The 26,137-nt window shown below is 66.4% G+C and carries 20 protein-coding genes, 1 pseudogene and 2 riboswitches; of the genes and pseudogenes, 9 read left to right on the forward strand and 12 right to left on the reverse strand.

The features are described 5' to 3' along the window. Positions 1-54: 54 nt before the first annotated feature. The 6 genes from B7R93_RS05135 to B7R93_RS05160 form a co-directional block, all read right to left on the reverse strand. On the reverse strand, positions 55-2,784 hold the full coding sequence (locus B7R93_RS05135) for an adenosylcobalamin-dependent ribonucleoside-diphosphate reductase (protein WP_103019737.1): 2,730 nt from the start codon (positions 2,782-2,784) through the stop codon (positions 55-57). A gap of 232 nt (positions 2,785-3,016) precedes the next feature. Next, positions 3,017-3,091, reverse strand: a riboswitch (adenosylcobalamin-variant (AdoCbl-variant) riboswitch). Positions 3,092-3,787: 696 nt separating this feature from the next. Then, positions 3,788-5,158, reverse strand: coding sequence for a hypothetical protein (locus tag B7R93_RS05140; protein ID WP_103019738.1), 1,371 nt, complete (start codon positions 5,156-5,158; stop codon positions 3,788-3,790). A 126-nt stretch (positions 5,159-5,284) separates the two neighbouring features. Further along, entirely contained in the window at positions 5,285-7,117 is a 1,833-nt protein-coding gene (gene recQ, locus B7R93_RS05145; RefSeq protein ID WP_103019739.1) for a DNA helicase RecQ, read from the reverse strand. 416 nt (positions 7,118-7,533) lie between these two features. Then, complete coding sequence (locus B7R93_RS05150) at positions 7,534-8,238, reverse strand: TenA family protein (protein WP_103019740.1); 705 nt, start codon at positions 8,236-8,238, stop codon at positions 7,534-7,536. 106 nt (positions 8,239-8,344) lie between these two features. Continuing rightward, the gene (locus tag B7R93_RS05155) at positions 8,345-9,772 is read right to left on the reverse strand and encodes a sodium:solute symporter family transporter (protein ID WP_157942199.1); all 1,428 of its coding nucleotides are present in this window, start codon (positions 9,770-9,772) and stop codon (positions 8,345-8,347) included. 89 nt (positions 9,773-9,861) lie between these two features. Beyond that, positions 9,862-12,462, reverse strand: coding sequence for a TonB-dependent receptor (locus B7R93_RS05160; protein ID WP_103019742.1), 2,601 nt, complete (start codon positions 12,460-12,462; stop codon positions 9,862-9,864). Positions 12,463-12,601: 139 nt separating this feature from the next. Beyond that, a riboswitch (TPP riboswitch) is annotated at positions 12,602-12,709 on the reverse strand. Between the two features lie 686 nt (positions 12,710-13,395). Between B7R93_RS05160 and B7R93_RS16205 the strand changes: the two are divergent. The 6 genes and pseudogenes from B7R93_RS16205 to B7R93_RS05190 form a co-directional block, all read left to right on the forward strand. Further along, positions 13,396-13,500: pseudogene (locus B7R93_RS16205) on the forward strand (hypothetical protein); the annotation flags it as partial. 70 nt (positions 13,501-13,570) lie between these two features. After that, complete coding sequence (locus B7R93_RS15725) at positions 13,571-13,714, forward strand: hypothetical protein (RefSeq protein WP_232798065.1); 144 nt, start codon at positions 13,571-13,573, stop codon at positions 13,712-13,714. A gap of 151 nt (positions 13,715-13,865) precedes the next feature. Beyond that, positions 13,866-14,903 carry an NAD(P)/FAD-dependent oxidoreductase gene (locus B7R93_RS05175; RefSeq protein ID WP_103019744.1) on the forward strand — a complete coding sequence of 346 codons (1,038 nt, stop codon included), beginning with the start codon at positions 13,866-13,868 and terminating at the stop codon, positions 14,901-14,903. Positions 14,904-15,018: 115 nt separating this feature from the next. After that, on the forward strand, positions 15,019-15,669 hold the full coding sequence (locus tag B7R93_RS05180; RefSeq protein WP_103019745.1) for a CDGSH iron-sulfur domain-containing protein: 651 nt from the start codon (positions 15,019-15,021) through the stop codon (positions 15,667-15,669). 202 nt (positions 15,670-15,871) lie between these two features. Beyond that, positions 15,872-16,861, forward strand: coding sequence for a cation diffusion facilitator family transporter (locus tag B7R93_RS05185; RefSeq protein ID WP_103019746.1), 990 nt, complete (start codon positions 15,872-15,874; stop codon positions 16,859-16,861). 120 nt (positions 16,862-16,981) lie between these two features. After that, entirely contained in the window at positions 16,982-18,751 is a 1,770-nt protein-coding gene (locus tag B7R93_RS05190) for a lytic transglycosylase domain-containing protein (RefSeq protein ID WP_103019747.1), read from the forward strand. Positions 18,752-18,897: 146 nt separating this feature from the next. On the opposite strand, the gene B7R93_RS05195 is transcribed toward B7R93_RS05190, so the two are convergent. The 6 genes from B7R93_RS05195 to B7R93_RS05220 all read right to left on the reverse strand — a co-directional run bounded on the left by B7R93_RS05195 (position 18,898) and on the right by B7R93_RS05220 (position 22,810). Continuing rightward, positions 18,898-19,278 carry a TM2 domain-containing protein gene (locus tag B7R93_RS05195; protein ID WP_103019748.1) on the reverse strand — a complete coding sequence of 127 codons (381 nt, stop codon included), beginning with the start codon at positions 19,276-19,278 and terminating at the stop codon, positions 18,898-18,900. Positions 19,279-19,315: 37 nt separating this feature from the next. Beyond that, a complete protein-coding gene (locus B7R93_RS05200) occupies positions 19,316-19,633 on the reverse strand; it encodes a DUF2752 domain-containing protein (RefSeq protein WP_103019749.1) in 318 nt (105 codons plus the stop codon). Positions 19,634-19,699: 66 nt separating this feature from the next. Next, positions 19,700-20,608 (reverse strand): alpha/beta fold hydrolase, encoded by a 909-nt coding sequence (locus tag B7R93_RS05205; protein WP_103019867.1) that lies wholly within the window; start codon positions 20,606-20,608, stop codon positions 19,700-19,702. A 34-nt stretch (positions 20,609-20,642) separates the two neighbouring features. Beyond that, entirely contained in the window at positions 20,643-21,107 is a 465-nt protein-coding gene (locus tag B7R93_RS05210) for a DUF4385 family protein (protein ID WP_103019750.1), read from the reverse strand. 39 nt (positions 21,108-21,146) lie between these two features. After that, the gene (locus B7R93_RS05215) at positions 21,147-22,151 is read right to left on the reverse strand and encodes a glycosyltransferase family protein (RefSeq protein WP_103019751.1); all 1,005 of its coding nucleotides are present in this window, start codon (positions 22,149-22,151) and stop codon (positions 21,147-21,149) included. Between the two features lie 95 nt (positions 22,152-22,246). Beyond that, positions 22,247-22,810 carry a DUF3047 domain-containing protein gene (locus B7R93_RS05220; RefSeq protein ID WP_232798042.1) on the reverse strand — a complete coding sequence of 188 codons (564 nt, stop codon included), beginning with the start codon at positions 22,808-22,810 and terminating at the stop codon, positions 22,247-22,249. A 681-nt stretch (positions 22,811-23,491) separates the two neighbouring features. Between B7R93_RS05220 and B7R93_RS05225 the strand changes: the two genes are divergently transcribed. Genes B7R93_RS05225 through B7R93_RS05235 form a run of 3 tightly spaced genes read left to right on the forward strand, consistent with a single transcriptional unit; the run spans position 23,492 to position 26,136 of the window. Next, positions 23,492-23,995, forward strand: coding sequence for a hypothetical protein (locus B7R93_RS05225; protein WP_103019752.1), 504 nt, complete (start codon positions 23,492-23,494; stop codon positions 23,993-23,995). 53 nt (positions 23,996-24,048) lie between these two features. After that, a complete protein-coding gene (locus B7R93_RS05230; protein ID WP_232798043.1) occupies positions 24,049-24,945 on the forward strand; it encodes a hypothetical protein in 897 nt (298 codons plus the stop codon). Positions 24,946-24,990: 45 nt separating this feature from the next. Beyond that, positions 24,991-26,136: a glycosyltransferase family 4 protein gene (locus tag B7R93_RS05235; protein ID WP_103019753.1), complete on the forward strand. Its 1,146-nt coding sequence runs from the start codon at positions 24,991-24,993 to the stop codon at positions 26,134-26,136. Position 26,137: the final 1 nt, after the last annotated feature.

Consider the following 26,137-nt stretch of genomic DNA (forward strand, 5'->3'; position numbering starts at 1 on the left):
TTCGGGCGGGGTTCGTTCCACCCGTGGCGTCCCTCTGCCGTCGGGGCGTACGGCTTAGCTGCACCGCGAGTGCCCGCAGTCCGCGCACTCCATGCAGCCCTCGACGTGCCGCACGTTCGCGGAGCTACACTTGTCGCAGGTCACCTCGTGGTCGGTGGCGTGGGCGCGCAGGGCCTTCGCCATCGACTGCCCGAAGGATGCGATCGAGCCCTCGGCCTTCTCCAGCTGCTCCACGAGGAAGTCGATCTTGGAGCCGTGGCGCAGGGCCGTCGACACGAGTCGCGTCTCCACACGCACGTTGTCGGACGGCATGTGGCTGGTGATGTCGCCGATGACGACCGTGCCGTTCGGGCCCAGGAGCGAGTAGTGGCGGCTCTCGTTCTTCCGGATGTAGCCCTCATCGACCCGCTCGCTGGTGTCGCCAAAGAGCGGCGCCTCTCCCTCCGACTTGAAGGCAAAGACTTCGTAGGGATGGTCTTCCAGGAAGCCGACCAGAATGGTCCAGTGGTCGCCCTGATACCGCACGCGGTGGATGGCGCACGGCAGCGTTTCCGGGCGGTCGGGCGCCTCAGTGCGGGGCACCGTCTGGTCGTCCTCGTCCTCGTCGCCGCCCCCGGAGAGCACGGCACTCATGGTGCCGGCCCGGTACGTCGTCACGCCCTTGATAACGCCCGTGTCGTGGGCCTTCTTGTAAAGCTCCTTGAAGTCCTCGAAGGGATAGTCGTTGGGGACATTCACCGTCTTGGACATTGCGGAGTCCACGAACGGCGCCAGGGCCTTCATCTGGGTGAGGTGATCGTCCACGTCCAGGTCGCGGGTCGTGACGGCCCAGTCAGCGTCCGGGTCCCAGGTGCCGTCTGTCTCCATGTGGCGGACGGCGTAGTCTTTGACCTCCTGGTCCTTACAGATGTCGCGCGTCGGGTGAATCTGCCAGTGGGTGTGGCCCGCTTCCTGGCAGCGGAGCACCGTCTCGTCACCCTGCTCCTCGGCGGTCCAGGCCGTCCCGTCGGCGTCGATGTCCTGGCCGACCTCGTAGGCGCCGGGGGACATCGGTGGGCGATTGATCCCCTCGGGCAAGGCCGGCTGCTCGGAGGTACGGATGTAGCTGTGCATGAACACCGGCTCGATGCCGCTCGACGGGGCGTTGCCCAGCGTGGACGTGTTGCCCGTCGGCTGAATCGAAAGCAGGTGGCTGTTTCGGAGCCCCAGGTCGCCGATCATCTCCTTCGTCTTGTCCGAGAGGCGCTGGACGAAGGGATTTGACAGGTACTCGTCCTTGTCGAAGAGCGGGAACGCGCCCTTCTCATCCGCGAGCCGCGCGCTGGCCTGATAGGCCTGGTTGGCAAGGCGCTCCTGGAATTCGCGCATCACGCGGGCCCCCTCCTCGGAGCCATAGCGCGTCTTCATCATCATGAGGGCCGAGCCGTCGCCGTAGTGGCCGAGGCCGATGCGGCGCTTCTGCTGGAGGTTCTGCTGCTGCTCCTCGAGCGGGACGTAGCTGAGGTCGTTGACGTTGTCGAGGAAGCGCACCGCAAGCGGCACCAGGTCGTCGACGAGGTCGTAGTCGATTGTGCCCGCCTCCCGGTCCACGAGCTGCGTCACGTTCAGGTTGCCCAGCAGACACACGCCGCCCACCGGCAGCACCTGCTCGCCGCAGGGATTGGTGGCGTTGATGTGCTCGATGTAGCCCAGGTTGTTTTCCTTGTTAATGGTGTCGACGAAAATGACACCGGGCTCGTTGCGGTTGTAGGTGGAGTCCATGATCCGATTCCAGATCTCCCGCGCCTCGTAGACCGCCGGCTCCCCGGTGGCCGGGTCTTTCCACGTCTTCACCGTGCCGCCCTTCTCCTGGTAGGCCTTCAGGTTGCCGTCCCAGTGCTCCTTGTAGAACTCCTTCTCGTTCTCGTAGTCGGGGAAGCGGAGCGCCCACGTGTCGTCGTTCTTGACCGCCTCCATGAACTCGTCGGTGATAAGAACCGACATGTTGAACTTGTGGAGGCGCCCGGGCTCCTGCTTCGCCTCGATAAACTCGATGATGTCGGGGTGCCAAATGCCCATTGTGACCATCTGGGCGCCCTTGCGGATCTTGTCCTTTACGTCGTCGCGGTCGGACGTCATGCCGGAGCCGGCGACAATCGTGGCGGCCTGCTTGTTCCAGACGTCCAGCATCTGCACTGCGCCCGGTGTCATCGAGCCAACGCCGCCGATGCGCGCCCCGCGGGGCCGCATGATGTGAGCGCAAAACCCGTAGCCGCCTTCACTGGCCAGGATCTTGGCCTGGCGGGTCAGCTCCGCCTGGATCTCATCCATCGAGTCCTGGTCGTGGCCCTGAAAGCCCGACACGAAACAGTTGATAAGCGTGGCCTTGCCGAGGCCCGTGCCCGCGTTGGCGAAGATGCGGCCGCCGGGGGTGAACGGAAACGGGCCGGTGCCCAGGCCCTTTCCGCTCAGGAGCTGGTAGAAGCGCTGGGTCCACACGTCCGTATCGTCTTCGACCTGGGCCATGGCCCGCGCGTTGCGGTACCAGGAGTCCGGCACCCGGTCGTCGGTGCCATACTGGTAGTTTTGCTCGTAGACCTCTTCGGAGATCTCGGTCTCGAAGATGTCGTCGCTCGTTCGGTCGTCGGTAATGAGGTCGCTGTTGGAAAGCTGGTACTGATGCGACCCGTTTCGTCCCGGCCGGGTCTTGACACGATGACCGTTGGAGGCGTGCCCGTTGGTCGATTCGGCCGGGGCGGCCACGTCGGCCGCTGAGGATTCTGCAGAGGAGGGGTTCTGGGACATATCTGAGCGCTCGGTTGGTAGAAAAAGGACCTCGGACGGTTGGCGCGCGTCACGAAGGTCGGGGCGCGCTGAGAGAGGCGGTTCAATGCAAGCCTGCTCCGCGCAGCAGGAGCGAATTGCCCGGAGCGGCCCTGGTCAATGCCATCAATCAACTCGTACGCCACGGACCACATGCCCTTAGGACGCGCAGGGCTCCCCCTCTGGCACAGCGTCCAAGGGGGACGTGATCGCTCTCCAAGCGGGCATTCGGGCTGGAACCGTTGCGCGACAGCACCGGACTTTCACCGGGCTTTCCCCGTAGCAAAAGCCCACCTGTTCGATGGGCTTTTGTCCCATGCCACGACAGCACGACCTTGCAGAGCGCGTGCCTACTAGACGTGCCTTACACGGTAGGTTTCTGGCACCAAAGTATCAAATGGCCGCTGCTCGCTTCTGTTATTGTCTCACTGCTAAACCCCTTCTTCAGCGTCGATGCGTGGAGGTATTACGGGAACGCAGCTTTGTGAATTCCTTGATCCGTATACACTCGGTCTGTGCCGCCGTGGAATCTCACGGAGCCTAGGTCTCCTCTTCGAACGGGCTCCACACACGAAAAATTCTCGTCTGGATCGGACGGGCATCTAGCTTCCGCGCAGGTGAGGAGATGCCCTCGATCCTGGACCTGTTCTTGGAGGCGGGCGAAAGGGGATGGGCATCGGTGGGCACCCCGAATTGGGGAGTCCCCCCACCACGCTCAACCGGGCACCGCACAGAATCGGCGGTCGCTTCTCCTTCTGCCCGGGTGGGAGTCAGGGCTCCCCTCTCTTCCGAAGGGCCACACCTCTCTTTGGCGGTGGAAGCGTCGGGACACCAGGAGACTGAGTGGCCGCTGCTTATTACTGTTATTGATCACTCTAGGAAGTTCTCTCTCGATGCTCGTCCGAACAGGGAGCATGCGGGGACGTCTCGTCGCGAATCATGAGCTGGCTGCCTCCTGTCTCTTGCCCTCTCGACGGCCCCTTTCTTACTTCTCTTTCCCGCCGCCGTACCGGAAGTTGTACGAGATGCCTACCTCGGGCGTCCCGTGCACCACGTCGACCCCGCCGTAGAGGATCACCCGTCCGAGGTTGCCCACGACGCCCGCCGAGACGACGGGGCCCCAGTCGCGCCCCTCCTGTGGATCGATGTGGGCGCCGAGCCCCAGCGCCGGCTGGACGCGCGACTCGAACACGTCGTAGAAGCCAAGGGCCCGAACGCTGAGCTTCTGGTCGGGGCCGTCCTCCAAGACGGCCCTGTTGACGGCCGCCTGGAGTTGGACGCCGCCCCGTGGGTGCGTATAGCCGGAGGCCAGTCCGACGGGGGTATCGCCCCGCCCGTAAAGGCCCACCGTCCCCCCCGCGAAGGCAAAAAGCCCCACGGCCGCCGCAGCCCCAAGTGCGGGAACGGCGAGGTCGGTCTCTTCGTCGTCATCCTCGTCGTCCCCATCGTCCGAGAAGATGTCTTCTGCCCGAGAGCGGCCCTCCGTGTCGGCCTCGTCCTCGCCGTTTTCTCCAGAATCATCCCCGTCCCCCCGTCGCTCCTCCGGTCGTTCGTCTCGGTCGGTGGTCCCGGCCCGCTCCCCATCGGTCGGCGAGCGGCCCACCGGTTCGCCTCGGGGCCGTCGGGTGCGGTCGTCGTCTTGTTCTCGCCCCCCGACGTAGTACGGCTGCGGCGTCCCCCGCCCGCCAACGTAGATGCGTGACCGGGGCGTGTAGATACTCGGCGATCGGGGCGGCTCCGGCCGACGCTCACGGGAATCTTCGTCTCCGGTACGGGGCCGACGTTCGGCGGCGTCGGACACAAAGCCCATGCGCTCCACGACGAGCCCCTCCAGCGTCGCCCCCTCCGAGAGAATGCGACGCGCCTCCGTCGGGGAGGCGTCGAGGAAGACGCGGTCGTGGGACACCGTCACGTTGAACGCAAACCGGTCGGGGACGGGGCGGAGCGCCATGCTGTCCACGCCGACGATCATCTCGGCGCGTTTTTCGCCGTCCACCCGCACGTTGGCCCGGAGCTCGACGTTCGTCATGCGGGTGCCCCTCGGCCGCTCCCGCCAGGGCAGCACCTCCCCCTCATAGAGCACCCGCTCGGCGGGGCGCCAGTTGACGACGAACGACCACCGCGACGTGGTGTCGGTCGCGGCGTACCGGTAGTCAAGGGCCATCGAGTCGACGCGGGGCAGTAGGTATGGCGCATCCGCCCCCATCTCGTCCAGGAGGGTGGGCAGGGAGCGGGGCCAGCCCTCAAGCGCCGCGGTGCCCTGCCCGGCCCTGTTCGGCGCCTGCGCGCGCCCTTGCCCCGACACGGTACACAACAGTACGCCGACGAGCAGCACGAGCCGATGGCCAACAGGCATGATCCGTTGCATGGGCCTCTGATGTCTAAATTTGAAAGCTGGCTCTGGACCTCGTATGGCCGCACAGAGCCATGCATTCGTCACACAGGTCCCGCTACGAGCTCTCCCCCGCGCAGCCCCGCCGCCCTACGCCTGGGTGTGCTCGCGGATCGTGTCGAGGAACGGAGGGCCGTACCGCTCCAGCTTCACGTCCCCCACGCCGTGGATCTCGTGGAAGGCGCTTCGGGTCTGGGGCCGATGCTCTACCATCGCCCGCAGGGTCTTGTCGTTGAAGATGACGTAGGGGGGGACCTCCTGATCCTTCGCCAGCTGGGTGCGCCGCTCACGGAGGGCCTCGAAGAGATCCCGCTCTGGCCCGTCGGCGGGGAGCGGGTCGTCGGAAGCCGTCTTCGGAGCACTGGACGACCCGGGCGAGGCCGCGGCCCCGTCGCGGAAGGCGATCGTCTCACGGCCCTTCAGCACCGGGCGACAATCTTCGGTAAGCGTAAGTGCGCCGTACCCCATCACGTCCACCTCCACCATCCCCTTCGCCACCAGCTGCCGAATCACAGAGCGCCACTCCGCCTTCGACCGGTCGGCCCCAATGCTGTACGTGGAAACGCCGTTGTGGTCGTGTCGCCGCACCTTTTCGGTGTCGTTGCCCAGCAGCACGTCGGTGACGTGGCCGCTGCCGAAGCGCTGGCCGGTGCGGGCGATGCACGAGAGAACCTTTTGCGCGGCCGTGGTGCCCTCCCACGTGTCGGGTGGGCGCAGGCAGTTGTCACAGTTGCCGCACGTGTCCCCCTCCATGTCCTGCCCAAAGTACTTCAGGAGCACCTTGCGGCGGCAGTCCGGGGCTTCGCAGTAGCCGAGCAGGGCGTTCAGCTTGTGGCGCTGGGTCCAGCGGTGCTCGTCGTTCTCGGCGGAGTCGTCGATGAGCTGGCGCATGCGCACCACGTCGCCGCGGCGGTACGCCATCCAGGCGGTCGCGGGGCGGCCGTCGCGCCCGGCGCGCCCGGTCTCCTGGTAGTAGGCCTCCAGCGTCTTCGGCACGTCGAGGTGGGCCACGAAGCGCACGTCGGGCTTGTCGATGCCCATCCCGAACGCTACGGTGGCCACCACGATGAGGCCGTCCTCACGCAGGAAGCGATCCTGGTGCTCGCTGCGCTCGTGGTCGGCCAGGCCGGCGTGGTAGGGAACGGCGGTGTGGCCGTGGTCGGTGAGCCAGTCGGCGGTCGTCTCCACGCCGTTTCGGCTGAGGCAGTAGACAATGCCGTTCTGGCCGGGATGCTCCCGCTCGATAAACTCGTGCAGCTGCCGGCGGGGCCGGTCCCCCTTCGGCTCCACCACGTAGCGGATGTTGGGACGGTCGAAGCCGGCCACGAACCGGTCCTCGTCCGTCATGCCGAGGCGGTCGAGGACGACCCGCTGCGTGGGCGGGTCGGCAGTGGCCGTGACGGCGATGCAGGGCACCCGCGGAAAGTCGGCGCGGAGGTCGGCCAGGGCCAGGTACTCGGGCCGAAAGTCGTGTCCCCATTGCGAAATGCAGTGCGCCTCGTCGATGGCGAGCAGGGACGGACGGGCCCGCGAGAGAAGGTTTTTGAAGCGGTCGCGGGTGGCCCGCTCGGGGGCTACGTAGCAGAGGTCGAGCTCGCCCGCCGTAAGCCGATGCTCCACCGCTTCTCGCTCACGGCGATTCAGGCTGGAGTTCAGAACGGCAGCCGCTACGCCGACCTGCTGCAGGGCGTCGACCTGGTCCTGCATGAGCGAGATGAGGGGGGAGACGACCACGCCGGGGCCGTCCCGCACCATCGCCGGGATTTGGTAGCAGAGCGACTTCCCCCCGCCCGTCGGCATCAGCACGAGCGCGTCCCCACCGTCCACGAGCCGCTGCACCACGGGCTCCTGGTACGGGCGGAACGTCTCGTACCCGAAGACGGACTGGAGGACGTGCGTGGGATCGGCGCTGGTGACGTCCATCGGGCGGAGGCGGCTGTGGTGAAGACGGAGGCGGAGGCGCAATCAGCCCCGCCCCGCGGCGGTGCACGGTGCGGAGGGGCCTGTGCTACTCAGGCGTCCCTAACGAGCGCCGCGTCCCGACGTGCCCGCCCGCAACTGAAAATCGCTTGCTCTTGGCGCCCTGCTGGCCTGGACGGGGAGCTCCACGGCTCCTCCAGGCTCGGGCGGTAGCCCCCACTACAGCCCTCGACCATGCGCCAATTTTTGGCTCATCGATGCTCGCTCTCCCCATCCGATCCAAAATCAACCTACCAGGTTCTTAGCCAAAATGAGCCAGCAAGCCCAAGAAATCGGGCTTGATCAGCGACTGCAGAATTATCAGGAGACAACCTGGAGGGGCTACCTGTCAATTGTGCGGTCCCTGCCCCCCTTCGTCTCTACACGGGCCATGCCTGCCGCGTCCAGGCCTGATCCCAGAACATCCATTCGTAGCGCACGCTCGTCCGGAAGGCCTCCATGGCACGCCCGCATGCGTCCTCCGACTGGCCTTGCGCCCACCGGTCGAGCCGCCCGAGCAGCTTGTCGAGGTCCATCGTCTCGTCGGGGTCCGGGTCGGCGTAGCGGCGGATCCAGTCGGCGTAGGGATGATCGTCGGCCACCGCGCCGCCGAGCTCGTCCCAGATTTCGGCGCCCAGCTCGCGGTAGAGCCACGGGCAGGGCGCGACAGCGGCCAGCGCCTCCAGCCTTGTGCCCCGCTGTGTTCGTTCCAGCATGTGGTTCTGATAGGCGCGATTGGTGGGGGTCAGTTCGAGGCTGCGTAGGTCTTCGGGGCCGTAGCCGAGACGGTCGCCATAGTGGAGATGAAGGGACCGCTCGGTCCGCAGGGCTCGCGTGGCGGCCTCCGTGAACCAAAGCTTGTCGTCCGGGTCTGCACAGCGGGTGCCGATGCGCACGAACGCGTCGGCGATGGCCTCCAGGTAGCGGGCGTCCTGCATCTGGTAGAATTTGAATTTGTCCGAGTCCAGAGAGCCGTCCACCAGCGCACGGACAAACGGGTGGTCGAACGAGGAACCCCAGGCACCAGCAGCATGGTCTAGACAGCGCTGGGGAAAATCGGGAATCCGGTCTACGAGATTGGACATAGGACGTTGTTGTTGAGAAGAAGAACCAGAACGCATCGTGGTTCGCAGCGCGCGAGGATGCTCTACTCTCGCAGATGACGCGTTATCCATCAATCACGTACCCGTCTCACTCGTCGATCGTCGTCACTTTCGCTTGGAGCGTGCTCAGGTCGAAGGCGTCGTGCGGAGCGAGCAGCAGAGAGGTCCCCATCACGAGGGTCGGGACTACGAGTGCAGTCGCAAAGGCTGGCAAGAGGTCGGGCTGGGACGCGCCCGGGGCGGGAAACAGAACGCCTCCCAAGACAAGCCCCGCACCGGTGGCGAGCACGGCTGCCCAGTTCGTGAGGCGGCCGCTTAGAAGCCCCCCGAACACAGGCGCGACGGCGGCGGCGCACACGAGGTCGGCCACGAGGAAGAGATAGAGCACGCTGATGCCCTGTGCGGCGATCCCGAACACCGGCACGGCGAGCGCAGCCGTTGCCCAGCGGGCCACCTGCATGAGAGTACCAGCGGAGACGGTAGGCACGGCTTGTCGCAGGTCCACGGCCACAAGGCTGGCGAGGGCGTTGAGGACCGTGTCGGCACTGCTCATGACGAGGACGAGGCCAAGGAAGACGAGCCCAAGGCCCCCCCCGGACGGGGCCGCGTCGAGCAACAGCCCAAAGAGGGCGGTCGAGGGCGGGTCGGCCACGCCCTTCCCCACCGCCGCCAGCCCGAGCAGGCCCGTCCCCAGCACGGTGATGGCCATGGTCCCGGCCACGGTCGCAAAGCTCACCCGCAGCGCCGCCATGCTGTCGGCCGCGTAGACGCGCTGCCATGTGCCCTGGTTGAAGAGGCTCGCCGCCGCGATCCCGATGACGAGGGCCAGGCCGCCCTTTACGCCGGGCGGGTGCGTCCAGCGTAGCAATTCAGGCGCCCGATCGGCCACGCCTGTCACGAGGGGCGACGTGCCCCCGACCGCCGCGACTGCCGCCACCGCGCCCCCTGCCAGCAGCGGCAGCAGGAGCAGCGATTGCACGCCGTCGGTCACGATGGAGGCGCGCAGCCCCCCGACCGCCGTATACGCGACGGTGGCCACAAGGACGATGCCCGCCGTGATCCACAGCGGCACGTCGGCCACGAGCTGCAGGATGAAGGCCATGCCCGTCACCTGTGCGGTCAGGGCGATGAACAGGTAAAACGTCATGATGCCGAGCGTGAAGACGTGCATAGCCCGCCCGTAGCGGTGCCGCACGAACTCGGTGAGGGAATGCCCCTCGGGCATGAAGGTCCGCAGGCGCTGCCCGAGGGGAATGTAGAGGAGGGGCGGCAGTGCCGACCCAAGGGCGTAGCCCACGATGGCGGGCAGGCCGCCCCACGTCGCCGCCTCCGGCGGGCCAAACAGGATCCACGAGCCCATTGCCGAGGCGAACAGAGTGGCCGTTGTCGCCGTGGTGCCAAACTGGCCTCGGGCCGTCACGTAGTCCTCCAGGCTCTGGCCCGCGCCTGTCCACAGGACGTACCCGAGGCCTACGGCGGCAAACAGTCCGGCACCGACGATCAAGGCAAGAAGCATGGATGTATGGACGGCTGTAGGCGTGGGGGTCTGGAAGTGACGGGGGGACATCTGCGCATCCGCCCCTCTACACGTCTATTCCCGAAGCGTCAACGAAGCGTGTACCGCAGTTCGACGAAGAGGCTGCGGGTCGCGGCGGGGTAGAAGCGCGGGCCGCCCGCTCCCCGAAAGCCGTGTTGAAGAACCTGAGCGTCGAGCAGGTTGTCGACGTTCGCTTGCACCTCTACTCCATCGAAGGCCGATGAGGAGGGGGCCTCGTAGCTCAGCGATACCCCGAGCAGAGCGTACGGGTCGATCGTGTGCTCGTCGCTCTCCTCCTCCACGACCGTTCCGTCCCGAACCGTCGCCGTCGTGCCCCCCGAGTTGTCCACGTACTGCCGCCCCACAGCCTGCACATGCGCCGACGCCGTGGCGCCACGCCACGTGTACGACGTGCGCAGATTGGCGAGCTCTTCGGGCGACGACGCAATGGGATTGCCGTCACGCTCCAGGACCACGGTCATGTCCCCGCGGGTTCGGAATTCTGTAAAGTCCACGAAGCGAGTGCGCGCCAGCATCGCGTTGCCCGACACCGTCCAGCCCGGGAGCACCTGCGCGGAGCCCTCCACCTCCAGCCCCACGTGCCGCGTGCGGTCGGCGTTGCCGGTGCGCGGCGCGCCGAACTGGTTGACGGCCCCGCTGGGCACAATCTCGTCCCAGAACTCCATCCAGAAGAGGTTGGCTGAGAGCCGGTACCGCGGCCGCTCCAGCCTGGCTCCCAGCTCCAGGTCCACGAGCTGCTCAGGCTCGATGAGCGGGTCGTCGTAGTCGAACGAGCCATCCGGGGTCTGCTTGAACTGCGGCGTGGCACCGGCCGGCCCCTCCTGCCCCTCGTACAGCTGCGTGCGCCGGGGCTCGCGGTGGGCCCAGGCAAGGCTCGCGTACGCGCTCAGCGGCCGGTCGGGGTTGAGGGTGACCCCGATCCGCGGGTTGACGAAGAAATACGGCGTTGTAAACTCGTGCGACCGCATGTCCTCCCGGTCGAACGTCTTCTCGTCGTAGAGGCGGTAGCGGCGCCACGTAAGCTGGAGGTCGGCCTGCACGGCCAGCCGATCGACCGGCCGAAACAGGTGGGCCCCGAAGGCTGAGGCGATGATCTTCTCGTTCCGGAACTGCCAGAGGCGCCGGTCGGCGCCTGCCCCCACGATCAGATCCGGAATCTGCGGCCCGGCCTCTTGAATGCGTCCCCATCGCAGCGACCGGTGCAGGCGCGCCTCCAGCCCGAGGGTCGTCTTCGTCGTTCCCTCCTCGTGGACCACCGTCGGAATCCAACCCACCTGATTCTGATCAAGATTCCCCCGGAGAATAACATCGCCCGGCGCGACGTCCCCCACAAGAAAGAGCGGCAGCTGGCGCTCATCGTCCGTAAGCGGATCGCCGCCGAGGCTGAAGTCGTCGGGCAGGCGGAGGAAGTCGGCGGAGCGGAAGGTGCCGTCGAAGTCGAAGTAGCCCTCGCCCTTGATCCAGAAGGCCGTCTGGTCCAGGGCCCAGTTCGGGGAGAACCGCCATTCGTGACGCAGGTGCACCTGCGGAGGATGGAAGCGCTCGGTGTCGCCTGAGGCCGCGCTTGGGTTCTGTCGGCGGGCCTCATCGTCCTCGTTGGCGTCTTTCGGGATGCCCTGAAACGCCAAGCCGTCGTTTTGAACGCCCGCAAAGGCCTGAATTTTGAACGTCGAGCGGTCGCCGTAGCGGGCGAGGCCGCCGAAGAAGCGGTTGAAGTCGGTCCACGCGTTCTCGCGGTAGCCGTCCGAGCTCACGCGGCTGTAGCGGGCGTTGACGACGTAGCGATCCCCCAGCAGGCCGCTGTTGGCCGCGACGGAAAGTCGTTGCGTACCGAAGGAGCCGGTGCCGACACGGGCCCGGGCGTAGGGCTCCGGCTCAAAAGGATCGGTGACGATGTTGATGGCGCCGCCGATGCCCACGGAGCCGTAGAGCGACGACCCGGCCCCGCGCTGCACCTGCACGTCCTCGATGGAGGATTGCAAACCGTAGAGGTTGACCCAGAAGACGTTGAAGTCCTCCGGATCATTCTGCGGAACGCCGTTGATGGAGACGGCGAGGCGGCGCTGGTCGAACCCCCGGATGCGCAGCGCGGAGTAGCCGATGCCGTTGCCGTTCTGGCTGTGGGACGTTACTGAAGGAGTCTCCGACAGGAGCGACGGCAGGTCCTGCACCCCAAGGCGCCGGTCGATCTCCTCGGTCGTGAGGTTGCTAATCGTGACGGGATTGACCCGGGGCTGGGCCCGCCGTGTGGTCACGACGACCTCGTTCCCCGACAGGGCGCGGCGCCGCAGCGCAATCGTGTCGCGCACCGTTTCGCCGGCGGGCAGCGTGAGGCGTTCGGTGTGGCGGGCGTATCCGACGAAGCGGACGACGAGGCGGTACCCACCGGGCTCTACGTCGCGGAACGCGAAGGCTCCGGACGAGTCGGTGGCCGTGCCGTATCGGCGCTCGCCAGACGCCGGATCTTGGAGAAGCACGGTGGCACTCGGCAGGGGATCGCCTGTAAGGTCCTCCCCTACAGGGGCTTGCTCTACGCGTCCGATGAGCGCGGCGCGGTCGTCAGGCTGGGCATGGACGGATTCCCCCCTCCCCATGCCGAAAAGAAGAACGAAAAGAGCAACGAAGAATCTGACGGGAAAGCGAGTCATCGGTCGCGCCCTGCATGTGTGAGCGAATGCATCAAACAGCGGGCGCCGACGGACGCAACAAAAGCAATAAAAAATGCCACCTCCATCGGCGCAGATGGGGGCGGCCCGGAAACTGGAACTGGACACAGGCGCACGACTGAAGGCGCGTGCCAGCATTCCCTACGCCGGTGTGAACCGGATCAGGTTCGAAGGGTACGGTCTCAGCCCCAGACGCGACATGCGCGTCGGGACGCCCCAATAGTAAACTACTCAAATGTGCTTGCCTAGTCACTTGAAGCGAAGCGAGGTGTTTCGGTCGTCGGGTGCCCGCCAGCACAATCGCATCTGATGTTCGGCAGTAAGCACCTTCAGCAGGCAGTCTGGACCCCGGCCTGCCTCCTTCCGCTTGAGTTCCAGCCCAACCGCTCGGCCCGTTTCCTGCTTCCGAAGACTGAGCGCCAGTCGGCACACAACGCCCAAGTTCTGCGCCGCGTATCCGGCTCGCACGCGGCTGTCGTTCTCCAGAAAAGCGACATCGAGCGTCCAACGGAGCTTATTTCAACATGCCAGTGATGGACGACAGACGGACTGCCGCAGGGGGCGCTCCAGATCGGCCTCGAAGCCGGACAGGAACAGCTGGTCTTCGGGTTCGGTCGTTCCGTCGGCGTGATGGTGCTCGGCGCGCACCGGCCGATGACGCGTCGACGGAGAAATTTCTCCAGACCCTACGCCGCATGGTCGCCCAACTGGAGGACAAGAAGCAGTACATCTCCGGCTCTCCGCAGTGGACGGAGGGTGGCGCACCGCGGCAGCTCAGGCGCGGGGAGCCGGACTCGACAGCTGCCCTTGCCGTTCGTCAAGCGGGAACAGAGAAAACGTGTGAGATGACCCGTCCCGACCGACGGATCCGGGCGCTGGACGCTTCCGCCTGAAAAGCCGCAGGTTCCCGGGGGCGTGGCGTTCCTGACCGGGGCGGGCGCCATCAGCTACGCCGAGAGCGTCATGGGCATCGTCGAACACCACGACCTGGGCACCATCGTCGGCCAGCCGACAGCGGGCACGAACGGAAACCTCAACCCCTTCGACCTTCCCGGAAGCCACACGATATCACACGATATACTGGACCGGCATGCGCGTCCGCAAGCACGGTGGGTCCCAGCACCACCTCCTCGGCATCCGGCCGGGCGTGCGGGCCGAACGCATGATTGAGGGCGTGCGGGCCGGGCAGGGCGAGGGGCTGGAGACGGCAGTGGAGGTGCTCCGGCAGAAGTAAGTTAAGCGGGCCCCTTCCGAAGTATTCCCGAACCGTCACGGCCAGGCCTTGACAATCGCACCCGCAGTCCCCTTGCTGTAGTTATCCCCGACGACCGCAGTGAACTGTTCCCGGCCTGCGTTTCTCCCAACCCCTCCTCCCCACACAAAATATGACCGCCAGACTGGGCATCGTCGGCGCCGGAGCCGGCGCCGCGGCCGCTACGTACGTCGTGGACCACGCGCTCCCGGACGCCGACCTCACCGTCTTCGAGAAATCACGCGGGGTCTGTGGCCGGGCTGCCGCGCGGCGGCGCAACGGGCTCGTGTACGAACACGGGGCCAACTACCTTACGGACGACGACGACCGCGTCAACAACCTCGTTACTGAGGAGTTTGACGACGGGCTCGTGGAGGTGAACGGCCCGATCTGGACGTTCGACGCTGCAGGAACCGTCTCGGAGGGCCGCGACAGCGACAAGCGACGGTGGACCTACGCAGACGGCATCACGCGGCTGGCCAAGCACCTCTTCGGGGCCACGGGCGCGACCGTCAAGCGGACAACACGCATCGTCGACGTTCACCACGACGGGGGCTGGCGGCTCACCGACGCCAACGAGTCTACGCACGGCCCCTTCGACACCCTCCTGCTGAACCCGCCGGCGCCCCAGACCGCCGCCCTCCTCGACGAAACCGGAATTGAGGCCGTCGACCAACTCGGCAACGCCGCGGCTGCGGTCGACTACCGAACGGTCTGGACCGCCGTCCTCGGATACGACTTCGAGATCGACGTGCCCTACTACGCGCTTGTAAATGCCGACAAGGAGCACGCGGTCGGCTGGATCGGGCGCGAGGAGTGCAAGCCCGGGCACGTGCCCGACGGCGAAACGGTTCTCGTCGTCCAGGCGAGCCCCGACTGGTCGACCGAGCGGTACGACGATCCGCCCGAGCAAAATATCGCTGTCCTTGCCCAGCACGCCGCGGAGATTGTTGGGGACGAGCGCCTGACCGATCCCGACTGGACCGACCATCAGGGCTGGCGGTACGCGTTGCCGGAGGCGGGCGTCCGGGCCGATGCGGTGCGGGCCGCTGCCCAGAAGGACGTGTACGTGACGGGCGACTGGGTGGCCGGCGAGGCGCGACTGCACGCTGCGGTCCGGAACGGCCTGGGGACCGGCGACGCCGTGGCCGAGGCCCTCCGAGGGAGGTAACGAAAGAAGGAAACGGGGCCGACGAGTCGGAAACGGATTCTCGCCGAACGCCTCCAGACATGGGTCGTATCAACGGCATCAGTTTTTCTTTTCTTCACGCCGATCCCGCTCTGCCATGGACACCAACGTCTACACCTACGAGGGCGACGACGTCACTGTCACTTGGGACCAGGAGCGCTGCATCCACGCCGCGGCCTGCGTGGAGGGCCTGCCGAGCGTCTTCGACCCAGAGCGCCGCCCCTGGGTTGAGCCCGACCAGGCTTCCCCCGACGCTTTGGAGGCCGTCGTGCCGCAGTGCCCCACCGGCGCGCTCCACCTCACCCGAGACGGCGAGGACCCTGAACCGGTGCCCGATGAAAACCGCATCTCGCTGTTTCCGAACGGTCCCCTCCTCGTCCACGGCGACGCGGAGCTCATCGACAGCGACGGGGAGACGCTGCTCACCGATACGCGCATGGCCCTCTGCCGCTGCGGCAAATCGGCCAACAAGCCGCTCTGCGACGGGAGCCACGACGAGGAATTCGAGGACGCCGGGCACATCGCAGTGGATCACCTCTCCCCGCCCGACGACAACGAGACCGACACTGCCCTCCGCGTCCGGGCCACCGAGGACGGGCCGTTCGTGGTCGAGGGGCCGGTTACCATCGAGGGCGCCGACAAGGACACGGTGTCGGGACACCGGGGGGCCCTCTGCCGCTGCGGCGCCTCCGGCAGCACACCCTTCTGCGACGGAAGCCACGCGGAGATCGGATTCGAGGCGGACTGACCCGGGCCCGATCGATTCCGCGGTCTTCGACAGAGATCGCCCCTCATGACTTAGAACGAGAGCGTGGGAGCATGGGAATCAAGCCCCTGTCTCCCTCACGCGCTGCTGGGGCTTCGTCTCCCCCCACTCGCCGGCCCCCGCCCTCCCTTCGCTCTCGCGCTTTCCCCTTCCGCGCGTTCTGCTTCCCCGTCCCTCCGCACGAATGGCCTCGTCGAAGAAGGCAATCTACGCCGCCATCCTCGGCAACTTTGCCATCGCCGTCACGAAGTTCCTGGGCGCCGTCGTGAGTGGCAGCTCCGCCATGCTGGCGGAGGGCATCCACTCGCTGGTGGACACCGGGAATGGCGGCCTGCTCCTGCTCGGCATCCGCCGCAGCAAGCGCCCACCCGACGAGCAGCACCCGTACGGCTACGGCAAGTCGCTCTACTTCTACACCCTCGTCGTGGCCGTCTTAATCTTTGGCCTCGGCGGCGGCGTCTCGCTCTACGAAGGCATCCTCCACACGCTCGCCCCCGGCCACGGCGGCGCCACCTCCGCCTCGATCTTCGGCGTCACGGTCGGCGGCCTCACCCTCAACACGATCGTCCTCGGCGCCGCCATTGTGTTTGAAGGACTTGCCCTTCGCACCGCCCTGCAGGAGTTCAATAAACAGCGTGGGGACACGCCGTTCTTCAAGGCCATCGTGACGAGCAAGGACCCGACGACCTTCACGGTCCTATTCGAGGACACCGCGGCCATCTCGGGGCTCGTGGTCGCTCTGGTTGGCATTCACCTTGCAAGTCTACTCCACATGCCCGTGATCGACGGGATTGCATCCATCATCATCGGGCTCATCCTCTGTGGCGTGGCCGCCTTCCTCATTTGGGAAAGCAAAAAACTCCTGATCGGCGAGGCGGCAGACCCCGAGATTCGGGACGACATCCGCCGGATGGCCCGCGAAGAGGCAGATGGTGCGTCGATCGAGCGCCTCCTCACGATGCACATGGGGCCTCGCACGTTGCTCCTCAACATAGACCTGCGGTTCCGTGACACCCTCGACGCCGACGCCGTGGAGGGCGCCGTCGACCGGCTCGAACGAGCCATTCGGGAGGCGCACCCTTCCATCCGGTACATTTTTGTGGAGGCGGGCTCGATTTCGCGCACCCCAGCCATGGGCCCGGACCCTCCTCCGTCCTCCGATCCCTCTTCGTAGACAATATTCACGGTCGGCGCCGAGGGAACTCATTGACGATGGGCCCTGAATTCCGTATTCATCATTTCTGGTCTCCATCGCCCCTCCTGTCCGCTGTTTCTCGTTTCTACCGCCATTTCTATGTTGACTGCCTTTCCCCGCGCCCTCGTTCGTGGAGCCTGCGCGGGCTTCGTCCTGCTGATCCTTACCGGCTGCGGGGGCCTGCTCTCTTCGCTGGCCCCTCCTCCCGCGCCGGAGCGCGTCCCTCAGGACACGATTCTGGTGGCGGACCAGGACACGACCGCCCTCAATCCGGAGGTCGCCCGGCTGTACGCCCTGGAGTCGGAGCTGCTGGCCGCGGAAGACAGCGTGCGCCGGGCGCATCTGCTCAACCAGGCCATGGCGGAGCTGGCCACCCTGCTCCGTACCCGGCCGGAGGCCCTCGAACGGGGCGTCGTCCGGTCGGTCTACGGGGGCCTCACGGCCGAATATCGGCGCTTCCACGGCTACCCCAGCGACCCGGACTCGACACTCTTGGCCCGGGGGCAGATTTTCTCCGTCCGCGCTCGCCTGTTTGCCTCCCTCGATGACGTGAAAAACCCGCTTCTGGAGGTGGAGCCCGCTCGCCCAGAGGCCACGGTGCAGGACGCCGACATTCCGATGACCTCGAACCGGCTGGTGAAGCAGAGCACGACCGCCCTCGAAGAAGACCCCAGCCAGCACGTCGATCACTGGCGGCGGCGCGTGCAGGTGTACGGCCCCATGATCGAGCACATCCTGGCGGAGGAGGACGTGCCCCAAGAGCTCGTGTACCTCGCCATGATTGAGAGCGGCCTCAACCCCGACGCCCGGAGCTGGGCCGGCGCTGTGGGCATGTGGCAGTTCATGGCCAGCACCGGTCGGCGGTACGGCCTCACCGTCAACGCGTGGGTCGACGAGCGGCGCGACCCAGAGAAGGCCACCCGGGCGGCCGCCCGTCACCTGCGCGACCTGCACGACGAGTTCGGCGACTGGCACCTGGCACTGGCCGGCTTCAACTGCGGGGCCGGCTGCGTGCGCTCCGCCCTGCGCCGGGCCGACGCCGAGGCCCCGTCGTACTGGGACGCCCACGAGTACCTGCCGCGCGAGACGCAGGGCTACGTGCCGATGTTCATCGCCGCGGCCCGCGTGATGGAGAACCCCGAGGCGTTCAACCTCGACCCGGCCGAGCCGGCCTCGCCGCTCGCCTACGACTATGTGCCGGTGCACGGAAGCCGTCTGTCCCTCCACACCGTGGCCCGCCTCGCCGACACGACGCACAGCGCCATCGAGTCGCTCAATCCCGAGCTGCGGCGGGGCCGCGTGCCGCCGTCGAAGGAGCGGTACTACGTACGCATTCCGCTGGGCAGCTACCCGCGCTTCGCCTGGAACTACGCCGAGCTGCCGGACGCGAAGAAGCAGCCCGCCACCACGTACGCCGTGCGCCGGGGCGATACCCTCTCCGAGATCGCCGTGCGCTTCGGCACCTCCACCGCCACACTGAAGCGCCTCAACGGAATCGACGGCGCCATCATCCGCCCGGGCGACCGGCTGGTCGTGCCCGTCCAGGAGTATGCAAGCGCCCTGAGTGCCGCCGAGCAGCAACGGCCCCTGCGCGTGCAGTACGACACCTCGCCCCCCACCCGCCCGCTCGACGCGATTGAGACGGCCCAGGCCCCGCCGGACACGGCATCCGATCCTGCCGACGCGCCTGCTGCCTCTGACGGTCCCGAGACGGCCGCCTCCGCCCCCCGAACCTACCGCGTCACCCGGGGCGACACGCTCGGCGAGATTGCCCAGCGGTTCGGCGTGTCGATCCGCGAGCTCCAGGCCTGGAATAGCCTCGACGGCACCCGCATCCGGCCCGGCCAGCGCCTCCAAATCCGAGATTAGCGCGCCGGAGACGAGACGGCCGAACGTTGGCCCATTGACTCAGCCCCCTTCTCCTGCCCACCGTTCGCGGACGTAGCTCCGTCACGACCACGGTCGGCGGGCCGCCGTCGGCCATTCCTGAACGCCCCAGCCCACAGCTTGGAGGCCTACACGTCCCCCGACTCGGAGGCGCCGTCGTACACCTGCCGGACCGTCTCGGCCGTCTCCAGCGCCACATCCCGATTGTAGCGGAGGGCGAGGTCTTTGTACTTGATGACGTCGTAGATCGTCCCGATGACGCAGAGCCCGCCCGTAAAGAGGTAAACGAGCCCCAGGGCAAACTCTTCCAGGTAGAGCCGGTGCAGCCCGCCGGCCCCAACGAACCCGATGGCCGCAAGGAGTAGGATGTGCACGGGCTCGCGGCGGCGCGAGCGGTAGATGCGAGCGAAGTGCCCGGCCTGCGCGTCGCTCATGTCGTTCAGCAGGCGCGCGACTTCGACCTGTTCGTCGCCGTCGAGTTCGGGGAGGTGGCGAAGCACTTTGGACATGGGGCAGGGGCAATCGGTGCAAAAGAAGACGGACGCCTCAGCGAGCCGGGCGACGCGCCGCCCGGCACAGCGACACGACATGTGCTACGAGCACACCGACGACGGGCCCCGCCAGCGGATGGGCGTTCCACGACGCCGCCCAGTGGCCGCGGGCCAGGTGCGCGATGGCCGTCCCGAGGCCGTCGCCCGGGCACGGCAGGCCCAGGTGCTCGATCAGGCACAGGTTGATGCTACCGGGGGCCTTCGGGGCGATGCTAGCCGCGGCGAGGAGGGCCGCCGCCCAAAAGACCGCTTCGAGCGGGACGGCCCGGAGCCGCTGAATGACGGGCCCGATTGGGTCCTGAGCGGTCGGCATAAAAGCAGAACGGATCGAAGGAGCATTCCAAGGTCTGTCCCTGTCACGCATCGGGCGCCTCAACTGTTACGCACCGCTGCTCTCTCCCCGCTCCAAGTGATCGATGAGCAGCCGATTGACAATCATCGGGGCGTCGTGCTGGACCCAGTGGGTCGCGTCGCCGAGCACCCGGAGGCGACCGTCGGTGGACATCGCCGCGCTAGGGGCCGCCATCTGCCGGCTGAGGGCCACGTCCCGTGCGCCCCACACCACGAGCGTCGGCACATCGATCGGAGCCGAGGGCGGAGTGCTCCGCAGGGCGCGGCGGGCCGCGGCGCGGTACCAGTGCAGCATGCCACGGAGCCGGCCCGGCCGCCGCCACGCCTGCCGGTAGATCGCGAGGTCGGTCTCGTCGAACGTGCCGGGCCGCCCACTCCACCGCAACATCGTGGCGAGTCCCTGCCCGTCATTGCGGCCAAGCAGCCACTCGGGCACGCCAGGCACCTGGAAGAAGAGGGCGTACGTGCTCCGCAGCAGTTGCGTGGGGCTCGTCCGGAGCGTCTTCCGAAAGACGTGGGGATGGGGCACGTTGAGGATCGCGAGGCGCCGCAGGCGTTCCGGATGGGCGTGGGCGAGGTGCCAGGCCACCATCGCTCCCCAGTCGTGCCCCACGACGGCGGCCCGGGCGCGTCCCATCGCGTCGATGACGGCACAGACGTCGTCCACGAGCACGTCCAGGTCGTAGGCGGCCACGGCCCGCGGCGCGTCGCTTCGGTTGTAGCCGCGCTGATCCGGCACGACGACGCGGTAGCCCGCCTCGACGAGGGCGGGAATCTGGTGGCGCCACCCGTACCAGAACTCCGGGAACCCGTGGAGGAGCACCACGAGTGGCCCGTCCTCGGGCCCCGCCACCGACACGTGCAGCCGCACGCCACGTCCCTGAACCCAGCGACGATCGAGGGAGGCTGGAATTTGTTCGACGGGACTCTGCGGCATCATGGAGGCATTCGGAAACAGGCACCGCGGATGTCTACTCAGCCATCGGACTCGCGTCCGGGGCGTACACCTCGTTCTGATGGTGCTCCTTCAGGCACTGGTACGCAGGGTCGTCCGTGAGGGCCCGCCACGCGTCGCGGAAGACGACGGCCGCCGCCCGCTTTTCGGGGGCGGCCCACTGCTCGGGGTCCCGCTTGGTACCGTCATCTTCGTACTTCCGCCCGCCCGAATACTTCGCGTACCGCATGGCCCGCGTGAAGCCCATCCGTAGGTACTTCCGCACCATGTCCATCCCCACGAAGTCGTCCTGGGACCGATACGTCTCGTACCGCGCCCGGAGCGCCTCCACCGACGCCTCCGCGGCGGCCTCGTCTTTGAAGCCCCAGTCTGGGAGCAGCTCGTCCTTGTACGGCTGCACCTTGAACACGCCCTTCTCACTGGAGTCGTACCGGTAGGCCTCCGGATGGGCCCGAAAGTCGGTCTCGTACGCACCCGCCATGGATCAGACGACTGGTTTAGGGGAGTGCCGCGCGGCCCCTCACTCTGCAGATGCTGAGCTCGGGTTGGGAGACGTCACCTGTCGGGGGTGCGTGCGCTCGGCGACGAGGCGGGACCACGTGCGCTCGGCAAACTGCTGGAAGGCGTGCTTCTGGTGAAGCCACCCAAAGTGAAGCGCATACGGCGTCAGTTCCATGTACTCCCCAACGCCGGGAAGCGACTCCGCGAGCCCCAGGAGGGCACTGCGAAGCCGCGTGCTCGAGATCCCCCGGAGGCTGTATACAAACCGGTTGGTGTACAGGCGATACGACACCTCCTGGAAGTCCGGATCGTGGGTGGTCAGGCTGTCAATGTAGTCGAGCTGCGGGCTGTTGCGGCCCTGCAGCCACGGAAAGACGTGCAGGTCGAGCTTGCTCATGGCGAGGGCCAGGCTCCACTCGCAGGTTTCTTCGCTGCGCCCCTCGTCGAGCCGACTTCGGAAGTGCGTCTCATCCACCCGCTCGAGGAAGGCCGCGGCGGCCTCGTCCACCTCTCGGGTGCAGGCCTCGTCCTGGGCGTAGATCACCCCCGCCTGCACGCGCGGAAGCCGGGTCAGGCCGAGCCGACGCAGCGTGCGACGGCGGCGCCCCAGCAGCACATCCGCGACGACCCCAAGTCCCTTTGGCCCCCCGAAGAAGTGATCGGCGTTCTGCAGGCCCGTGGCGGTGAAGGGAAAGGCCGCAAACTGCCGCCAGAGGGGATCCGGGTTGCGGCACCACACGATGTCCGCGTCCACGAAGAGCGACCGCTCGAAGGCCTTAAACCGGTGGAGGTGATGCTTGAACCCGACGATCGACCGGTACTCACGGGGCAGGTCTTCGAGCACGTCGAAGTGGGCGTCCAGTCCCCGCCGCTCCAGCAGGTCTCGGTGGTGCTGCGGGCAGAACAGGGCCACGGGCCGGTCGGGGTCGTGTCGGCGGAGCGTGTGGACCGACGCCACGACGTGCTTGACGTACCGGTCGGGGCCGTAGCTGTGAAGGACGTAGCCTTCGCGGGGAGAGGACATGAAGACGAAACGGGCAGACTCACTCGATGGGGCATACTCTTCAAACCACAGGCCCCTTAATTGGTTCATTCCCCGTGGGGCGGCCATACGAGGCGTCACAGGGGCGGAAGCAGTTCGATGTCGTCAATGTCGACCTGTGCCTCGTCGCCAGTGGTGTCCGAGTCACTCCACAGGGTGATCGACACGGGGCGGTCGGGGGGGGACCCGCCGAACACCTGCCGGTAGTCGTCCCGGATGCGCCGCTGGACCGTCTTCCACGCGCCCGTGTCCGGTTCGCGGGCCGAGTCGACCACGATGACCTTCAGCGGGCCGAAGGACACCGTCGTGCCCACCGGAAGCGAGGAGCTGTAGGTGTATTTGATGCTTTTCGGCCGCCCCAGCCAGTCCGACCCGAACGTCACGTACACGGCGCCCCCCGCGTCGTTCTGGTCCTTCTCGCTGGCCTCCTCGGGCAGTGTGTGGGCCCGCCAGTGCCACCTCAGGCGCGGGTGGTCCTGCAGGTTCCACTCGAAATCGACGCCGTTGCGTTTTGTGTAGCGGAGCGCCTCGCCCTTCGTGATCAGGCGCACAAAACGATTTCCGTCCGCTTCCCGCACCTCCATGGTTTCGCCGTCGTCCCGGGTCTCTTCGTAGGACCGCACTTCTTCGTCCTCGTCCACGAATACCCATCCGTTGGGGAAGGCCCGGGGGGGGTCGTCTTCAAAGTTATCGACGACGATCGCACCCGTAGACCCGCTCTGGGCGATTCCGGGAAGCGGGACACATAAGGCCAGCCCCAGCACCGCCCCGATCCAAATTCCGGGATGGTGAACAGTCCCTCTTCGCAGGGCAGAACAGACAGACAAAACAAGGCAGACCATAAAAAAGAAATGTTTGGAAAACGAAATGGGATGCACCCCCGTGCATGCTTTCGAAGGGATTCTTTTTGACACACCATCCGAGACGCCGCGCTTTCCCGACCGAAAGTAACCGTTCTCGCCTCCTCGTCCTTCTGCCTTCGTCCCTCCGTACACTTCTCTATTTTTCTTTGCTCTCCTCATAGCACAATCAACACACCAACCTCGCAACCAGCCCCCCTACCCCCATAGGGTTTGCACCAAATTCCAAGACCAATCGGGGGCTCTCGTCATAAGCACCTATCCATACGGGTTCAGGCAGGACGAAATATTTGCGTTCCGGACGTCGTTCTGTCTACTTTCGAAGACGCTCCGTGGTTTGCTTACCAGGCAGTCCGTCCTCACAGTGGATCCGTCTCGTGCGTCTCTGGGAATGCACTTTGTTGTCCCAGCGACGTACGACGGTCTCTTACAGGTCTTGTCATACGATCAACGCTCTGTCCCATGCAGTTTCCGAGCCGTGCCCTTCGGGTCGTCGGCGGGATACTGGTGGCCTACGCCCTGCTCGTAGCCACTCATCTCGGCGAGTTCTGGCCCTTCAGCATTTACCCGATGTTCTCGCAGGCCGGCAATCCCTGGACCCGCGCCGTCGTCCGTAAGCTGCCGTCCCAGGCCGACCCCGACACGCTCTCCTGGGACGCCGTATCGCTCCAGGATCTTCCCGGCACCTCCTACCCGGTCGCCCCGAAGGGCATTAACCAGAACGACGTCGCCAACTACGTGTCCAAGACCGACCGGTGGACCGACGAGCGCGTGCAGGGACTGCGCAGCCTCTTCACCAAGGGCCGAACGCTCTCGTCGCCCCTGTTCGTCTTTCGGGTGCGGGGGACACTAGAGACGGATTCTGTGGCGGTCACCGCAACCCCAGTGCTCCTCTTTGCCCCCGACACCACCCGCCTCCACCCGTCCTCAACGGCCCGCACGGTCGCCTCGGCGCCTCCATCGTAAGCCGTGCTCGCATGTGATCGCCCCTGCTCTCGTGACCTTGCCCTGTCGTTCTCATGTCTGCACTTTCTCGTTTCTCCCACACCCTCCGTCGCGAGCTTTTCAGTGACTTCGCCGCGGACACAACGGGCACGCATGTGTATTTTCGGGGCCTAGAGCTCTTCCTCCTGGTCTATACTGTGTACTTCTGCTGGACCTGGGGCGGCTACATCCAGCAGAACATCAGTTCAGTCCTGCTTCCCTTGGGCCTGGCTAATTATATCGACGTGTCGTTCATGTTCGCTCACAACGTGGCGCTCCTCAATGCCGCCCTGATCGGCGTTCTCGGCCTCGTCGGCTTTTTTCGGCTCTGGCGGCCAGCCTACCTGCTGGCCCTATTCGCCTTTCACCTGCAGTATGTTGCCCGGTACAGCCTCGGCGAGATCTCGCACGGATCGAACCTCGTCGGGATGGGGGTGCTTGGACTGGGTCTCGCCCTCCTGTTCTTCCGAGATGAAGAGCACCGGCGTCGCTTTACCTTCGGGTTCCTCTACTTCTTTATTGGCCTCGGCTACACGTCCGCCGCCGTCTGCAAGCTCATCGGAACCGGCATCACGTGGCCCGACGGCCGTCACCTCCTGATGTGGATTGCCGAGCGCAAGGTCGACACCCTCTCTAAGTTCGGGGCCTTCGAGCCCTCACTCTTACAGGAGATGACCCTGCAAGATTACCGGTTCGGCACCCTGTTTCTGGTGTTCGGCCTCCTCACCGAAGCGATCAGCTTCCTGATGTGGTGGCGGAAACTCCGGTACGTGGTCGTTCTCCTCGTGATCGGAATGCACATCGGCATCTTCCTTACGATGAACATCTTCTTCCACGCCTCCACGTACTTGCTCCTTCTGCTTGGCCTGCCGTGGCACCGCATCATCGACGCCGTGCTGGAACGGTCCCGGACACTCGCTTTTTCGGGGTAGTCGGAAGAGGCCGCGCCCGTTTTCCTTTCTGCCCTGTCCCCCTGTATGCGGTTGTTGTTTGTGACCCAGGACTTCCCCCCCGACGTGGGAGGCATCCAGACGTATTCCTGGGAGGTGGCGACCCGGCTCGCCAAATGGGTCGAGGCCCTCGAAGTGATTGCCCCCCACCGCCCGTCCGCCGCGGAAATCGACCAGGCCGCCCCTGTCTCCATCATCCGCGTGCCGGGCCGGCCCGACTGGCTGCCGGCTACTTCCCTCCCCACCGTCGTTCGGCGGTCGGCTCGTCTGCGGCCCGACGTGGCCGTGCATGCCCAGTGGCAAACTGTGGGCGCCTCCGTGCTTGCCCGCCAGCTCACCGGTTTTCCACGGCGCATCGCCTGTGCCGCCCATGGGCGCGAGTTGCTCTTCAACCCGCTGTCGAGCCTGCCGGGGCTTGGGGCTGCCTACGATCGGCTCCGGCGATGGGCCTTGGCCCAGCCCGATGTCCTGCTGCCTGTAAGCCGGTACACGGCCCGCCTTCTTCGGGACCGAGGCGTTCCGCCAAACCGCCTTCACGTGGTTCCCAACGGCACGAACCCGACCCGCTTTCGGCCCCACGGTGGAACAGCCGTTCGGGACCGCCTCGGGGTCGGGGAACGCCCCATGCTGCTCACGGTGGGGCGCCTGGTGCCCCGCAAGGGCGTCGATACCGTCCTTCGGGCCCTTCCTCGACTCGCCGCCTCCGTGCCGACGGTGCAGTACGTGGTGGCCGGCACTGGCCCTGATCGGGACCGCCTGGAGCGGCTGGCCCTGCGGCAGGGTGTGCGCGACTGGGTCCACTTCGTCGGGCACGTGGCCGACGAGACCCTCCCCCTCTACTACAGTGCCGCCGACCTTTTCGTAATGCCGGCCCGTGAGGCCCCGCCCAACGTTGAAGGATTCGGCCTCGTCTTCCTTGAGGCCAACGCCTGCGGAACGGCGGTGGTTGGGGCCCGATCTGGGGGCGTTCCCGACGCGATCGTGAACGGGGAGACGGGCCTGCTCGTCCCTCCATCCGACCCGAGAGCCCTCGCCGGAGCCCTCACCGACCTTCTTCAAGACCCGGCGCGGCGCAACAGGCTGTCCCGTCAGGGCCGCACGCGTACCGTCCGCACGGCCAACTGGAATCGCGTAGCGCAGAGCATCTACGCCCTGTTATCGAACGAGGCCTAGC

It is taken from the genome of Salinibacter altiplanensis (assembly GCF_002894645.1).
Classification (GTDB): domain Bacteria; phylum Bacteroidota; class Rhodothermia; order Rhodothermales; family Salinibacteraceae; genus Salinibacter; species Salinibacter altiplanensis.

What these genes read in the sequence shown, in the direction of transcription:
- B7R93_RS05195 (WP_103019748.1), bottom strand. Translation starts at nt 19,278, where the DNA reads ATGTCCAAAGTGCTTCGCCACCTCCCCGAACTCGACGGCGACGAACAG.
- B7R93_RS05160 (WP_103019742.1), bottom strand. Translation starts at nt 12,462, where the DNA reads ATGACTCGCTTTCCCGTCAGATTCTTCGTTGCTCTTTTCGTTCTTCTT.
- B7R93_RS05210 (WP_103019750.1), bottom strand. Translation starts at nt 21,107, where the DNA reads ATGGCGGGTGCGTACGAGACCGACTTTCGGGCCCATCCGGAGGCCTAC.
- B7R93_RS05225 (WP_103019752.1), top strand. Translation starts at nt 23,492, where the DNA reads ATGCAGTTTCCGAGCCGTGCCCTTCGGGTCGTCGGCGGGATACTGGTG.
- B7R93_RS05235 (WP_103019753.1), top strand. Translation starts at nt 24,991, where the DNA reads ATGCGGTTGTTGTTTGTGACCCAGGACTTCCCCCCCGACGTGGGAGGC.
- B7R93_RS05155 (WP_157942199.1), bottom strand. Translation starts at nt 9,772, where the DNA reads ATGCTTCTTGCCTTGATCGTCGGTGCCGGACTGTTTGCCGCCGTAGGC.
- B7R93_RS05180 (WP_103019745.1), top strand. Translation starts at nt 15,019, where the DNA reads ATGGACACCAACGTCTACACCTACGAGGGCGACGACGTCACTGTCACT.
- B7R93_RS05185 (WP_103019746.1), top strand. Translation starts at nt 15,872, where the DNA reads ATGGCCTCGTCGAAGAAGGCAATCTACGCCGCCATCCTCGGCAACTTT.
- B7R93_RS05190 (WP_103019747.1), top strand. Translation starts at nt 16,982, where the DNA reads ATGTTGACTGCCTTTCCCCGCGCCCTCGTTCGTGGAGCCTGCGCGGGC.
- recQ (WP_103019739.1), bottom strand. Translation starts at nt 7,117, where the DNA reads ATGGACGTCACCAGCGCCGATCCCACGCACGTCCTCCAGTCCGTCTTC.
- B7R93_RS05215 (WP_103019751.1), bottom strand. Translation starts at nt 22,151, where the DNA reads ATGTCCTCTCCCCGCGAAGGCTACGTCCTTCACAGCTACGGCCCCGAC.
- B7R93_RS05175 (WP_103019744.1), top strand. Translation starts at nt 13,866, where the DNA reads ATGACCGCCAGACTGGGCATCGTCGGCGCCGGAGCCGGCGCCGCGGCC.
- B7R93_RS05230 (WP_232798043.1), top strand. Translation starts at nt 24,049, where the DNA reads ATGTCTGCACTTTCTCGTTTCTCCCACACCCTCCGTCGCGAGCTTTTC.
- B7R93_RS15725 (WP_232798065.1), top strand. Translation starts at nt 13,571, where the DNA reads ATGCGCGTCCGCAAGCACGGTGGGTCCCAGCACCACCTCCTCGGCATC.
- B7R93_RS05200 (WP_103019749.1), bottom strand. Translation starts at nt 19,633, where the DNA reads ATGCCGACCGCTCAGGACCCAATCGGGCCCGTCATTCAGCGGCTCCGG.
- B7R93_RS05205 (WP_103019867.1), bottom strand. Translation starts at nt 20,608, where the DNA reads ATGCCGCAGAGTCCCGTCGAACAAATTCCAGCCTCCCTCGATCGTCGC.
- B7R93_RS05135 (WP_103019737.1), bottom strand. Translation starts at nt 2,784, where the DNA reads ATGTCCCAGAACCCCTCCTCTGCAGAATCCTCAGCGGCCGACGTGGCC.
- B7R93_RS05150 (WP_103019740.1), bottom strand. Translation starts at nt 8,238, where the DNA reads ATGTCCAATCTCGTAGACCGGATTCCCGATTTTCCCCAGCGCTGTCTA.
- B7R93_RS05140 (WP_103019738.1), bottom strand. Translation starts at nt 5,158, where the DNA reads ATGCCTGTTGGCCATCGGCTCGTGCTGCTCGTCGGCGTACTGTTGTGT.